General features: G+C 47.7%; 12 protein-coding genes. 10 read left to right on the forward strand and 2 right to left on the reverse strand.

Features of this window, described 5'->3' with window-relative positions; all coding sequences use genetic code 11:
- Window positions 1-237: 237 nt before the first annotated feature.
- Complete coding sequence (gene argE / locus SK36_RS22770; protein WP_045449364.1) at window positions 238-1389, reverse strand: acetylornithine deacetylase; 1152 nt, start codon at window positions 1387-1389, stop codon at window positions 238-240.
- A 155-nt stretch (window positions 1390-1544) separates the two neighbouring features.
- Here argE and argC point away from each other — a divergent pair, with 155 nt between their 5' ends.
- The 3 genes from argC (at window position 1545) to argH (ending at window position 4815) form a co-directional block, all read left to right on the forward strand.
- Window positions 1545-2549, forward strand: coding sequence for an N-acetyl-gamma-glutamyl-phosphate reductase (gene argC / locus SK36_RS22775; RefSeq protein ID WP_048223413.1), 1005 nt, complete (start codon window positions 1545-1547; stop codon window positions 2547-2549).
- Window positions 2550-2556: 7 nt separating this feature from the next.
- Entirely contained in the window at window positions 2557-3333 is a 777-nt protein-coding gene (argB, locus tag SK36_RS22780; protein ID WP_136345564.1) for an acetylglutamate kinase, read from the forward strand.
- 108 nt (window positions 3334-3441) lie between these two features.
- The gene (argH, locus tag SK36_RS22785) at window positions 3442-4815 is read left to right on the forward strand and encodes an argininosuccinate lyase (protein ID WP_048223418.1); all 1374 of its coding nucleotides are present in this window, start codon (window positions 3442-3444) and stop codon (window positions 4813-4815) included.
- Between the two features lie 60 nt (window positions 4816-4875).
- Here argH and araD read toward each other — a convergent pair whose 3' ends face one another.
- A complete protein-coding gene (gene araD / locus SK36_RS22790) occupies window positions 4876-5568 on the reverse strand; it encodes an L-ribulose-5-phosphate 4-epimerase (RefSeq protein WP_048223421.1) in 693 nt (230 codons plus the stop codon).
- A 430-nt stretch (window positions 5569-5998) separates the two neighbouring features.
- Between araD and SK36_RS22795 the strand changes: the two genes are divergently transcribed.
- The 7 genes from SK36_RS22795 to SK36_RS22825 all read left to right on the forward strand — a co-directional run bounded on the left by SK36_RS22795 (window position 5999) and on the right by SK36_RS22825 (window position 13958).
- Window positions 5999-6811 (forward strand): DeoR/GlpR family DNA-binding transcription regulator, encoded by an 813-nt coding sequence (locus tag SK36_RS22795; RefSeq protein ID WP_048223424.1) that lies wholly within the window; start codon window positions 5999-6001, stop codon window positions 6809-6811.
- A gap of 145 nt (window positions 6812-6956) precedes the next feature.
- A complete protein-coding gene (locus SK36_RS22800; RefSeq protein WP_048223427.1) occupies window positions 6957-7961 on the forward strand; it encodes a substrate-binding domain-containing protein in 1005 nt (334 codons plus the stop codon).
- 61 nt (window positions 7962-8022) lie between these two features.
- Complete coding sequence (locus SK36_RS22805) at window positions 8023-9540, forward strand: sugar ABC transporter ATP-binding protein (RefSeq protein ID WP_048223429.1); 1518 nt, start codon at window positions 8023-8025, stop codon at window positions 9538-9540.
- Entirely contained in the window at window positions 9533-10525 is a 993-nt protein-coding gene (locus tag SK36_RS22810) for an ABC transporter permease (protein ID WP_048223431.1), read from the forward strand. The genes SK36_RS22805 and SK36_RS22810 overlap by 8 nt, the downstream gene beginning before the upstream one ends.
- A 13-nt stretch (window positions 10526-10538) precedes the next feature.
- Window positions 10539-11585, forward strand: a complete 1047-nt coding sequence (locus tag SK36_RS22815; RefSeq protein ID WP_048223434.1) for an ABC transporter permease — start codon at window positions 10539-10541, stop codon at window positions 11583-11585.
- Window positions 11585-12466 (forward strand): L-ribulose-5-phosphate 3-epimerase, encoded by an 882-nt coding sequence (locus tag SK36_RS22820; RefSeq protein WP_048223436.1) that lies wholly within the window; start codon window positions 11585-11587, stop codon window positions 12464-12466. The genes SK36_RS22815 and SK36_RS22820 overlap by 1 nt, the downstream gene beginning before the upstream one ends.
- 10 nt (window positions 12467-12476) lie before the next feature.
- Window positions 12477-13958 (forward strand): FGGY-family carbohydrate kinase, encoded by a 1482-nt coding sequence (locus SK36_RS22825; RefSeq protein ID WP_048223438.1) that lies wholly within the window; start codon window positions 12477-12479, stop codon window positions 13956-13958.
- Window positions 13959-14207 lie beyond the last annotated feature (249 nt).

Below are 14207 nucleotides of genomic sequence, written 5' to 3' on the forward strand. Positions count from 1 at the left end.
GAAATCTTTCAGGCTCAACTTTATTCACTTTTATAAAGCCACGTAAAACCCCTGACGTCAATTGCTGCGAAATCGGTTCAGCAAACGAATAAATGGCGGGAATTTACGAAAGTTAATTCACAACCTGCCAGATAAGAAATGCTTATGGGAATATACAAAACTGAGCACAAAACGATCGCAGCCTGGTATGCACGCGATTGTTGGCCCGGAAAGCGTTACGCCACCGGGCAATATAAATTAATGCCAGCAGAAGTGATGAACAACCTGGGTTATCAATTCGCGAGTTGGTTTAATAAAGCGTGTTTCCAGATACTCATCTGGTTGGTGCGCCTGATTAATTGAACCCGGTCCGAGTACCAACGTTGGGCATAACGTCTGGATAAACGGCGCTTCAGTGCAGTAGTTCACCACTTCCGTTTGCGCGCCCAGCAGTTTTTCAACCACTTCCACCAATTGATGATCTGGCGGACATTCGTAGCCAGGGATGGGTGGATGCAGTTCGGATACCGTCAGACGACCCGGCCAGCGTTCACTGACCGGAGCCAGTGCATCGTTTAGTAACCCATTGAGGTCGTTGAGCGTCATGCCCGGGAGCGGACGAATATCCATGTGCAGTTCGCAGCATGCACAAATGCGGTTGGCGGCATCGCCCCCGTGGATATGGCCGAGATTGAGCGTGGGGTACGGAACCGTAAACGCCTCATAGTGATAACGTTCTTTCAGGTCATCGCGCAGCTTCATGATGTGGCCAATCGCGTCATGCATCAGCTCGATAGCGTTAATCCCACGCGCCGGATCGCTGGAGTGACCAGACTGCCCCAAAATACGTATCGCATTAGAAATATGACCTTTGTGCGCACGAACCGGTTGCAGGGAGGTCGGTTCGCCAATGATTGCACAGTCCGGGCGTAACGAGGTGGTTTCAGCGAAATAGCGTGCCCCCGCCATGCTGGTTTCTTCATCGGCGGTCGCCAAAATGTAGAGCGGCTTTTTCAGTTTTGCGACATCCACATCGCGCAGCGCATCGAGGATAAAGGCGAAGAAGCCTTTCATATCCGCCGTGCCCAGGCCATAGAGCTTATTGTCGTGTTCGGTCAGGGTGAATGGATCACGCGTCCATCGTCCGTCATCAAACGGTACGGTATCGGTATGGCCCGCAAGCAACAGACCACCTGCACCTTGTCCGATACTTGCCAGCATATTGAATTTATTGCGCGTACCAGGAACAGGCTGGACTTCAACACTGAAGCCTAATTCTTTGAACCAGTCCGCCAGCATAGTGATTAAACCTGCATTACTTTGATCGAGCGCTTCTTCCGTGGCGCTAATCGACGGTGTGGCAATCAGAGCGCGGTAAATCTCGATAAATGGCGGTAAATTGTTTTTCATTGTTGACACACCTCGGGTCATGATAGTATCAATATTCATGCATTATTTGTGAATAAAAATACACTAACGTTAAGCGTAATAAAACCCACCAAGTGTAAGGTGAGGTGATAAAGGCTTATACCTGGCAACCGAATATAAGAAGGTGAACAGCCCCGATGTTGAATACGCTGATTGTGGGTGCCAGTGGCTATGCTGGCGCAGAGCTTGTGACCTATGTAAATCGCCATCCTGATATGACCATAACCGCTTTGACTGTCTCAGCGCAAAGCAATGATGCAGGAAAATTAATCTCTGATTTACATCCGCAGTTAAAGGGCATTGTTGATTTACCATTGCAGCCAATGTCGGATATTAGCGAGTTTAGCGCAGGGGTTGACATTGTGTTCCTCGCAACAGCGCATGAAGTGAGCCATGACCTGGCGCCACAGTTTCTGCAAGCGGGTTGTGTGGTATTCGATCTCTCGGGTGCGTTCCGTGTAAACGACGGCGCCTTCTATGAAAAATATTATGGCTTTACTCACCAGCACCCGGACCTGCTGGAGCAGGCGGTGTACGGCCTGGCTGAGTGGAGCGCAGACAAACTGAAAGACGCGAATCTGATTGCCGTCCCCGGTTGTTACCCGACAGCAGCGCAACTGTCACTCAAGCCGCTGATTGATGCCGATCTTCTGGATCTCAGCCAGTGGCCTGTGATTAACGCCACCAGTGGCGTGAGCGGCGCGGGCCGTAAAGCGGCAATATCGAACAGTTTTTGCGAGGTCAGTCTGCAGCCGTATGGCGTGTTTACCCATCGCCATCAGCCAGAAATTGCTACTCATCTGGGGGCGGACGTTATTTTCACACCACATTTGGGCAACTTCCCGCGCGGGATTCTGGAAACCATCACCTGCCGTTTGCAGCCGGGTATCACCCACGCCCAGGTCGCCGATGTGTTACAGCAGGCGTATAGCAATAAGCCATTGGTACGTCTGTATGACAAAGGTGTACCGGCACTGAAAAACGTGGTTGGTTTACCATTCTGCGATATCGGATTCGCCGTTCAGGGTGAGCATCTGATTGTGGTAGCGACAGAAGATAATTTATTGAAGGGCGCGGCAGCACAGGCCATGCAGTGTGCAAATATCCGTTTCGGCTTTGCTGAGACGCAGTCTCTTATTTAAGGGTGCAATGATGAATCCATTAATTATCAAGCTGGGCGGTGTGTTACTGGATAGCGAAGAGGCGCTGGAGCGTCTGTTTACCGCGCTGGTGAATTATCGCGAGTCGAATCAGCGTCCACTGGTCATCGTGCACGGTGGTGGCTGCGTGGTCGATGAGCTGATGAAACAGCTTAACCTGCCTGTGAAAAAGAAAAATGGCCTGCGTGTGACGCCTGCCGATCAGATTGACATCATCACCGGTGCGCTGGCGGGAACCGCGAATAAAACGCTGTTGGCATGGGCGAAAAAACATCGTATTTCTTCAGTGGGTCTGTATCTTGGCGATGGTGATAGCGTTAAAGTAACCCCGCTTGATAAAGAGTTAGGCCACGTTGGGTTGGCGCAACCGGGTTCACCTAAGCTGATTAATACCCTGCTGGAAAGCGGTTTTTTGCCGGTCGTCAGCTCCATTGGCGTAACAGATGATGGGTTACTGATGAACGTCAATGCCGATCAGGCGGCGACGGCATTGGCGGCAACGCTGGGCGCGGATCTGATCCTGCTTTCTGACGTTAGTGGTATCCTCGATGGCAAAGGTCAGCGTATTGGCGAAATGACCGCTGCGAAAGCGGAACAGTTGATCGAGCAGGGCATTATTACTGATGGCATGATAGTGAAGGTGAACGCCGCGCTGGATGCTGCCCGTACGCTGGGTCGTCCGGTGGATATCGCTTCCTGGCGTCATGCAGAACAGCTTCCGGCGCTGTTTAACGGCACGCCGATTGGCACACGTATTTTGGCTTAAGACTTTATGCCCGACGGCATTTTGCTTGCCGGGCCTACAAGACCGAAGGCTGGATGAACATAGCATCATCCGGCGGCATTGAAATCGAAGAACTTAAGGAAAAAAGTTATGGCACTTTGGGGTGGGCGTTTTACACAGGCTGCGGATCAACGGTTCAAACAGTTCAATGACTCTTTGCGCTTCGACTATCGCCTTGCGGAGCAGGACATTACTGGCTCTGTCGCCTGGTCCAAAGCGTTGGTAACGGTAGGCGTGTTGACTGCGGATGAACAACTCCAGTTGGAAGAGGCGCTGAACACTTTGCTGGAAGAGGTTCGTGTGAATCCGCAGCAAATTCTTGAGAGCGATGCCGAAGACATTCATAGCTGGGTGGAAGGTAAGCTGATCGATAAAGTCGGTCAACTCGGTAAAAAACTGCACACTGGTCGTAGCCGTAATGACCAGGTTGCGACCGATCTCAAACTGTGGTGCAAAGACACAGTGATTGAATTGCTTTCTGCGAACCGACAGTTGCAAAGTGCGCTGGTGGTTACGGCGGAGAACAACCAGGACGCCGTAATGCCGGGTTACACTCACCTGCAGCGCGCGCAACCGGTGACGTTTGCTCATTGGTGTCTGGCCTATGTAGAAATGCTGGCACGTGATGAGAGCCGCCTGCAGGATACGCTCAAGCGCCTGGACGTTAGCCCGTTAGGCTGCGGCGCGCTGGCTGGCACCGCCTATGAAATCGATCGTGAGCAACTGGCCGACTGGCTGGGCTTTGCTTCGGCAACCCGTAACAGCCTGGACAGTGTGTCTGACCGCGACCACGTGCTGGAGCTGCTCTCCGACGCCTCTATCGGTATGGTGCATCTGTCGCGCTTCGCCGAAGACCTGATTTTCTTTAATACCGGCGAAGCGGGCTTTGTTGAGCTGTCCGATCGCGTGACGTCTGGTTCATCGCTGATGCCGCAGAAGAAAAACCCGGATGCGTTAGAGCTGATTCGTGGCAAGTGCGGTCGTGTACAGGGCGCGCTGACCGGAATGATGATGACGCTGAAAGGACTGCCGCTGGCTTACAATAAAGATATGCAGGAAGACAAAGAAGGGCTGTTCGATGCTCTTGATACCTGGCTGGACTGCATGCATATGGCTGCACTGGTGCTGGACGGTATTCAGGTGAAACGCCCACGCTGCCAGGAAGCGGCGCAGCAGGGCTATGCTAACGCCACCGAACTGGCAGATTATCTGGTAGCGAAAGGAGTACCGTTCCGTGAAGCGCACCATATTGTGGGTGAAACGGTCGTAGAGGCGATTCGTCAGGGCAAACCGTTGGAAGCGTTGCCGCTTGCTGATTTACAGAAGTTCAGCAGCGTAATTAGCGATGATGTTTACCCGATTCTGTCGCTGCAGTCGTGTCTCGATAAACGTGCGGCAAAAGGTGGTGTTTCACCGCAGCAAGTCGCACAAGCGATTGACTACGCGAAGGCGCGTCTTGCGTAACGGCATTGATCATTATAAGGCCTGGCGTGGTGCCAGGCTTTTTGTCAAAAGACCTATTTTTTACTGACCATAATAAGCATTATCACCGTGCTTTCTTAAAAAGTGTTTATCCAGTAACGTTTTTTGCATGGCAGTCAAATGGGGTTGCAGTTGCTGTGTGAACAAATTCATATAGGCAATTTCTTCAAGCACGACAGCGTTATGAACCGCGTTGGCAGGATCAGTTCCCCAGGTAAAAGGACCATGACTGTTAACCAACACTGCCGGGATATGGTCGGGAGATATTCCACGTTGTTTAAATGTTTCAATGATTACCTTGCCGGTATCATGTTCATAATGCCCATTAATCTCGTCATCAAGCATCGTTCGTGTACAGGGAATCGCACCGTAGAAATAATCCGCATGCGTTGTTCCCAGCGGCATTAAGTCTTTTCCTGCTTGTGACCAAATGGTGGCATGACGGGAATGGGTATGAACGATCCCACCGATATTTGGAAAGGCGTGATACAGAGCCAGGTGTGTGTCGGTATCAGATGAAGGTTTTTTATTCCCCTCAACAACCTTCCCGCTTTGTATGTCGACAACAACCATATCATCCAGGCTCATGCTGTCATATTCGACACCAGAAGGTTTAATGACCATTATGCCTTTTTCACGATCAATGCCGCTGACGTTGCCCCATGTAAACGTCACCAGATGATGGGCTGGCAAGGATAAATTAGCGTTAAATACTTTTTCCTTCAGTGTATCCATTTTTGACTCCAGAAATATTATTTAGCTTTATAAAAATGAGTTCTTTAATTTTGCTGGGAAATCATGTTGCTATTTAAATTACGCCGAATACATAAGATGTAAAATACAAGCAGACGATACTTATGTATAAAGCGGCTCAAACGGTCAAATTCGGAAGTATTCGGGCGTATTTTTCTATTTTATTGATGCCCGTATATGCCCGTTTAGTCGTTATGCTGTGATAGTTAAATAAGAAAAGAGATTAATTCTGTGATGAAAATCTCACTATCGTGTTATAGAATTCATTTATTACATCAATAAACTTAGCTTAGATCACACTGTTAATTGTGTATTATTTCTGTAAAGCAATTCTTGATACCAATCACTTTAAGTTAAGGCAAAAAGATTAATTATGTAGACACAGTGAATTTTGTCTTGGTGGGCTGAAATTATGTTGCAGGCAGAACGTTATAAAATAATTTGCGCACACGTTCAACAAATGGGCGCTGTGCGTGTAACGGAACTGTCGAAATTATGCCAGGTATCCCAGGAAACTATTCGAAGAGATTTGACAAAACTTGAACAAAAAAAGAAACTCACCCGCAGCTTTGGCGGCGCCGTATCTTTGGATGCTCCTGATTTAATATCTACGGCTATAACAGAAGATAAAACCTGGCAAACAAATAGCGTGGATCGCGCAGAGTCATTTCGCAAGCGTACTGAAGCACATCCCGATGTTAAAGCCAAAATAACCAAGGCGGCGTTGCAGTTTATTCGCTCTGGCGATTGTATTTTGATGGATAACAGTAGCACCTGTTGGTTTCTTGCCCGGCAGATTCCGGATATTGATATTACGGTTGTGACGAATTCGTTACGGATTATCCAGGCATTAGCGTGCCGGGATAAAGTTCGCATTATTGGTATCGGCGGAGAGTATTCAGAGCGTCATGATGACTTTCATGGACCAGTAGCAGAGAGTGCGATCAGGAATTTCCAGATTAATAGCTTTTTCTTTTCATGTCAGGGGCTGAATTTGGAGAATGGAGTTAGAGATGGCAGCGAAATAAATGCCAGATTAAAACAGGTGATGCTTCAGGTCTCTGCTCAAAAAATATTAATGGTAGACTCCAGTAAGTTTGAGCAGTATGCATTCAGTAAAATTTGTATGTTAGATGAAATTGACGTCATGGTTACTAATAATTGTATTGACGAACGTTATCGTAGCCTTTACCCGCAATTAAATGTAGTAGAAGTCGATAAGTAATAGATGTTAGTCGTTAACTAAATAATTAAGGCTGTGCCCGATTATTTAGCCAATACCAGAGGAAAGTTGAAATAAATAAAAAGTCAGGCTGATATTTTTATCGGGATTTCCTGACATATGAAGAATATTTCTTAAGGAATTTACGATGAAAAAATTAATCTTACCCTGTCTGATTACTGCAGCTTTGTCATCATCTGTTGTATGGGCAGAACAACCTGCAGCAGCGCAAAAAGCGAATAAACCTTTTACGATGGGCGTCGTGGTAAAAGTTGGTGGTATTCCATGGTTTAACGTGATGGAACAAGGCATTAAGGAAGAAGGTAAAGCATTAGGTGTAGATGCCTGGCAAGTAGGACCGACAACTGCGGATCCCGCCGAGCAAGTGCGAGCTATTGAAGATTTAATCGCCAAGAAAGTTGATGTGATTGGCGTTGTTCCAAATGATGCGAAAGTTCTGGAACCGGTGTTAAAGCGCGCCCAGGAGGCTGGTATTAAAGTCATTACTCATGAGTCACCGAACCAGGCCAATGCTGACTGGGACTTTGAGTTGCTTAACACCCAAACGATGGGCGCCAATCACATGAAAGACATGGCGAAATGCATGGGTGAAGAAGGGAAGTACGCAATGTTTGTAGGCAGTCTGACGGTTCCATTGGTGAATGACTGGGCTGATGCCGCCATTGCTTATCAAAAAGAACATTATCCTAAAATGACGCTCGTTGAGGATCGCTTTGGTGTAGCGGAGTCTGTAGATGACTCTATGCGTACAGCCAATGATCTGATGTCTAAATACAAAGATCTGAAAGGCATCATGTCTTTTGGTTCGCAGGGACCAATCGGTGCAGGCCGTGCTATTGATAAACGTAAGAAAAATGATGCAATTTGCGTATTTGGTACGTTCACCCCAGGCCAGGGCATTAAGTTGCTGGAAAAAGGTGCTATCGATGGCGGCTACATTTCTAACCCGATGACTGCAGGTAAAGTGTTTGTTCAGGTCGCCACGGCGATGATGAACGGTGAGCCAATTAAGGATGGTGTAAAAATCGGTGATATGGGAGAAATTAAAGTTCAGAACAACACCATTCTCAGCGATAACCCTGAAAAACTCGATCTGGAAAATACGCAACGTTTAGTGAAGTTAGGTTTGTAATTTTAGTTTGCATCACCGGGCCTAAACTGGCCCGGAAATCCTTTGGTCGTTTAGGAACAGTATGATGCCTCATATTACAGAGAAAAATACAGGTGAACCGTTAGTGACGTTAAAATCGTTAACTAAAAGCTTCGGCGGTCATCGGGCATTAAAAAATATTGATCTCACTCTAAATAAAGGTGAAGTCCACTGTCTTGCTGGTGCAAATGGTTGTGGTAAAAGTACATTAATAAAAACGCTGAGTGGTGTGTATATCCCGGATACGGGTAGCGAAATTATTATTGATAATAGATCCTGGTCCAGACTTTCACCAGATAGAGCTCGCGAGTTAGGTATCCAGGTTATTTATCAGGATCTCTCATTATTTCCTAATTTGACGGTGGCAGAAAACATAGCCTTTGAATATAACCTTAAGGGGTATTTTAGGTGGCACAAAAAAGCACATCTGAAAGCGGTATCAGAGAAGATTATACAGGAATTAAATTTTAACCTCGATGTTGACGCATTGGTTCAGCATTTGCCTATTGCGCAGCGCCAGCAGGTTGCCATTTGTCGTGCTCTGGTCGCAGAAGCCCGACTGGTGATAATGGACGAACCAACGGCTTCACTTACTCGTACCGAAGTTAACCAACTACTACGTACGGTAAATTATCTCCGTCATAAAAATATCACTGTAGTTTTTGTTAGCCACCGCTTGGATGAGGTCAAAGAGATTTCCGACCGTATCACGGTTATTCGCGATGGTGAAATTATAGGTACCTGGGCAGCTGAACAGTTGTCTCCGGGACGCATCACAGAACTGATGACCGGCAGGACCATTGTTCACCAGAAAAAATTACCGAATAGTGTTGAAGGCAAAGTTGTCCTTGAGCTGAAAAAGTTGAGCAGGAAAGGACAATTTGAAGATATTTCCCTGAAACTTCATCAGGGTGAGGTTCTGGGATTGTGCGGTTTGTTAGGTTCGGGACGAACAGAGCTGGCGTTGAGCCTATTTGGTATTACTCATCCAGATAGCGGAGATATCTATCTGGAGGGTAAAAAAGTTGTGATTAAAGATAATACCCAGGCAGCGAAATTAGGTATTGCCTATGTCTCTGAAGATCGTCTTACATTGGGAGCGGTTTTATCCCAGTCAGTCAGTGACAATATGGTACTTTCGATTCTTAACCGGTTAAAAACACCATGGCAATTTATTGATGAAAAACGCCAGGACGCCTTGGTTAAAGAATGGATTCAGGATCTGGATATTAAAGTCACCAATCCTGATAACCCACTTTCAACACTTTCTGGTGGTAATCAACAAAAAGTGGTGCTGGCGAAATGGATTTTAACGCGTCCAAAAGTACTTATTCTTGATGCCCCTACAGTTGGTGTTGATATAGGAGCGAAAGACAGTATTTATCAGCTTATTCACCGGCTTTCCGGTGTAGGTATTTCAGTCTTGCTGATTACTGATGAAGCGCCAGAAGCGTATTACAACTGCGATCGTATTTTTCATATGCGGCGTGGGAAGATTATTAACGAACTGCAGCCTTCTCTCTATACCGAACAACAGCTAGCGGAGGTGATTAATGGCTAGTTTATTGCACCTGCGGTTTCCACGTTCAGTCGAAGGATGGCTGGGATGGGTTATCGCCCTGATGCTGGTACTGTTTTCTCTTATGAATGATCAATTTCTGTCAATTCAAAACCTGCTGGATCTGACAGAAAGCTATGCCGTTACAGGGATCTTTGCCCTCGGGCTATTTGTTGTGCTGGTGACAGGAGGAATTGATATTTCATTCGCTGCTGTAGCCTCAGTTGTTCAGTATGTGGTGGCGTCATTACTGCTTAACGAAACAATAGCCAATCCACTGCTATGTCTCGGGGTTGCTATTTCTCTGGGTGTTTTGTTTGGCCTGATCAATGCGATCCTCATTTATTACCTCAATGTAGTTTCCATCATTATCACCATCAGTATGCAGTCGTTGTTATTCGGCATGTTGATGTGGCTGACTAATGGTCACAGCATCTATGACTTACCTGACTGGTGGATAACGCAACGTTCCCTTTTTAGCTTCGAATTTGAAGGGGAGGTTTATCAGGTTGGATTGCCTCTGGTAGTGATGCTGGGCATGGCCTGTTTTACATGGATTGTAATGACGAAAACCCATATTGGACGTCAGCTTTATGCTGTGGGCGGCAGTACAGAGTCGGCGCGGCGTATTGGTATCCGGGTTTCACTGATTTATTTGTTCGCCTACGGCTATCTTGGCGCGGCGGCGGCGATCGGCGGAATGCTGCAGGCTTACCGCATGAGCGAGGTTGTTCCCAATGCGTTGGTTGGCGGTGAATTGGATGTTCTGGCCGCTGCTGTACTGGGAGGTGCTAGCTTATCCGGAGGTCGTGGTTCGGTGATCGGTACGCTTATGGGGGTCTTCCTCATCGGCATACTCAAAAATGGTCTCAACTTGATTGGCGTGTCCAGCTACTTCGTCAATATCGTCATCGGTGTGGTGATTGTTTCGGCTATCTGCGTCACCCATTACAAAAAGCGTAAAGAAACGGACGTTGGATTTGTCTGACAGGGGGCGTGAAATGAAAAAAAAGGCATTTTTACCAATTGATGGCACCAGCTCCGGCTTACTGGCGATATGTTTCTTTGCAGTAGTGGCTTTTAGCCTGGCGATGCCCGGACGTTTTTTTACCGATAATACTTTTCTGAGTATTGCCTTCCAGCTACCCGAGTTGGGATTGCTCACTTTCGCGATGTTTGTGCCAATGCTGAGCGGTGGGCTGAATCTGGCGATTATTGGTACCGCTAATCTAACCAGCCTGTTTATGGCCTGGCTGTTGATCCAATTCGTACCTGCTGATGCTTCTACCAGTATGCAGTTAGGGTGGTTATTTTTGGCGATAGTGGGAGCGATGATGATCGCTGTCGCGATTGGCGCTGTGACAGGAATGATCATCTCTCGTGTTGGCGCACACCCAATTTTGGTAACACTGGGCAGTATGACGATTATCAGTGGTATTGGTATTTATCTCACTAAAGGCGCTGCCTTAAGTGGTATGCCACCGATAGTCCGTAGCATTGGGTCAGAGGTCATTTATGGGATGCCGGTTCCGATGGTGATTTTTATCATTACGACTCTCGGGCTGGCACTATTCCTTGGAAAAACGCGCACTGGAAAAGTCATCTATATGTGCGGCAGCAATATTAATGCAACCTGGTTTAGCGGCATTCGCACCGAGCGCGTGCTGATTGCTATTTATGCTATCTCCAGTCTGTTATGCGTCCTGGCGGGGCTGATTATGCTTGCTCGCTTCAATTCCGCTCGTATGGGATATGGCGATTCTTATCTTCTGCTCACAGTACTGGCCATTGTTTTGGGCGGCACCGATCCGTTCGGTGGGGTAGGCAAAGTTGCTCATGTATTTTGCGCACTATTGGTGCTCCAGGTTATCGCTACCGGGCTTAGCCTGCTAGGTCTTAGCCTGCATTTTAATCTGGCTGTATGGGGGATTACATTGATTGCCGCACTGGCATTTAAGTTCTTCAAACAAAAATGGCAGGCACGGCGCGCCATGAATAACAGTCGGAAAGCGTTTCAACAACAATTGGCAACTCGTGAGGGAAGATAATGCGTAGCCACCCGTTAGGTATTTATGAAAAGGCGCTCCCCAGGAACACCAGTTGGGTCGAGAAGCTTGCACTGGCTAAATCATGCGGCTTTGATTTTGTTGAAATGTCGGTGGATGAGAGTGAGGACCGGCTGGCTCGCCTGGACTGGTCCCTTGCGGATCGTATGGAAATTATCAGCGCCATTCAGAAGACAGGGGTACGTATTCCAACATTGTGCCTCTCTGCCCATCGACGCTTTCCGTTTGGCAGTCGCGATAGTGATACTCGACAGCAAGCGCGAATTATTATGCAAAAAGCGCTACGACTGGCGCAGGATCTGGGGATTAGAACCATCCAGCTTGCCGGTTATGACGTTTATTATGAGCCGCAAAATGATGAAACTATTGCCTGGTTTGAAGATGCGATGGCTTGGGCGGCGGAACAAGCTGCGGCTGCACAGGTTATGTGCGCTGTGGAAATTATGGATACACCTTTTATTAACTCCATCAGTAAATGGAAATTGCTGGATGCCAAAATTAACTCTCCATGGTTTGCCGTTTATCCTGATGTCGGCAATCTAACTGCATGGGGCAACGAGTTGGAGAGTGAACTGGCAAAAGGTATTGATCGGATTGCCGCAATCCATCTTAAAGACACATTTCCAGTGACACCGGATTCCCCAGGGCAGTTCCGCGATGTTCCCTTTGGTGAAGGTTGCGTAGATTTTATCAAATTATTCAAAATATTACGCCAACTTAACTATCGGGGAACCTTCTTGATAGAAATGTGGACGGAAAAATCTGCAGAGCCATTACTGGAAATTATTCACGCACGCCAGTGGATAGAGAGCAAGATGCAGGCGGCTGGATGGTATGACGAGCGGTCGCTTATCGCCGGATAAGGAGAATACGATGGACCATTACTATATGGGCATTGATTTGGGCGGCACTGTTACCAAAGTGGGGCTCTACACTGCCGAGGGTAAGGAAATCACTGTGGCCGCCCAGACCTTACCATTATTGAGTCCGCAGGCGGGGTTTTGTGAACGTGATATGACTGACCTCTGGATGACAACCTGTGAAGTTATCCGGCGAGCGTTGACAGAGAGCCATCTTTCAGCGGAACAGATTCACGGGATTGGTTTTTCCTCACACGGTAAGGGGCTTTATCTGGTCGATAAGTCAGGGCACCCGGTACGCAATGGTATTGTGTCCTCTGATTCTCGGGCCCAGCCCTTGGTTACTGCCTGGAAGGCGCAGGATATCGATCGTTTGGCTTATCCACGCAGTTTCCAACAACTATGGCCTTCTCATCCGGTCGCGTTGTTGGGGTGGTTGAAGCAGCATGAGCCGGAGAATTACGCACGTACGGGCTATGTTTTGATGGCTCACGATTACATACGTTACTGCCTTACGGCTGAATTTACCTGTGAAGAGACTAATATTTCGGGTAGCCAGTTATTCAATCTGCAACGTAATGAATTCGATCCTGAATTGTTCTCGATATTTGGCATTGAAGAGATGATGGGGTGTATGCCTAAGGTGATCGGCTCCGCCGATCTGGCAGGAGTCGTTACGACAGACGCTGCCGCATTGTGTGGATTAAAACCGGGAACGCCGGTCTTTGGCGGCGTCTTTGATGTTGTTGGCGCAGCAATGACCTCCGGAGTGTATGACAATACGCAACTCAGCGCTGTTGCTGGAACATGGTCTATTGCCACCCGCGTTTTTGATAACATCATTCCGGCAGAATATCCATATGTGTGGGGGAAATTCAGTATCCCTGGGCAATACTTTGCCCATGAAGGAAGCCCTACTTCTGCCAGTAATTTGACCTGGTTTATTAATCGTTTTTTCCCGGATTTACTGGACGATCATGACACGCTCAACCAATGGGCGGCTCGTGGCTACGAGAAACAGGACTGCATTCTATTTTTCCCCTGGTTGTACGGCTCAAACTACTGCGATTCATTGAGTGGTGGATTTCTCGGGTTAGGAGGCCATCACGATGTTGCGGATATGGTTTACGCAATCTATCAGGGTGTCGTTTTTTCGCATTTATTGCATCAGGACAAATTGTTGCAGCTCAGTGACGGCACGGAATCAATTCGTTTTACCGGTGGTCCAACGCATTCGCGCATCTGGATGCAAATGTTTTGCGATGCCAGTAACTTGCCGATTGAGATTGTTGATATTGAACAGTCCGGTTGCCGGGCGGCTGCAATGTGTGCTGCCGTGGGAACCGGTGATTATTCAGGTTTTGAACAGGCGATTAAAGCGACCCTGCCACCAGTGATTCGCCTGGAGCCGGATGCGGCGAAACATAGTATGTTGCGGAGCCGATTCGAACGGTTCAAACGTGTCGCTGATGCACTGAGCACGGTAGCAACGTAACAACAGCACATTGTTGTATCAATCCAGCCTGGCATTAAGCCGGGCTTTTTTACGCAAAAAAAAAGCGGACCAGAGGTCCGCAAACGTTCACGTTGGCTTTAGTTATTTCGAGTATGAGAGAGATTCTCTGAACGGGCAGTGACTTCAAGGGTTAAAGGGTACCGCTCCGTTTCTGTGGTGCATTATTAAACAGAAAACTTGATAGGGATAATCGTTCGTTGCTATGCTACCTATCGCCATGAACTATCG

It is taken from the genome of Citrobacter sp. MGH106 (genome assembly GCF_001037495.1).
GTDB lineage: Bacteria > Pseudomonadota > Gammaproteobacteria > Enterobacterales > Enterobacteriaceae > Citrobacter > Citrobacter murliniae.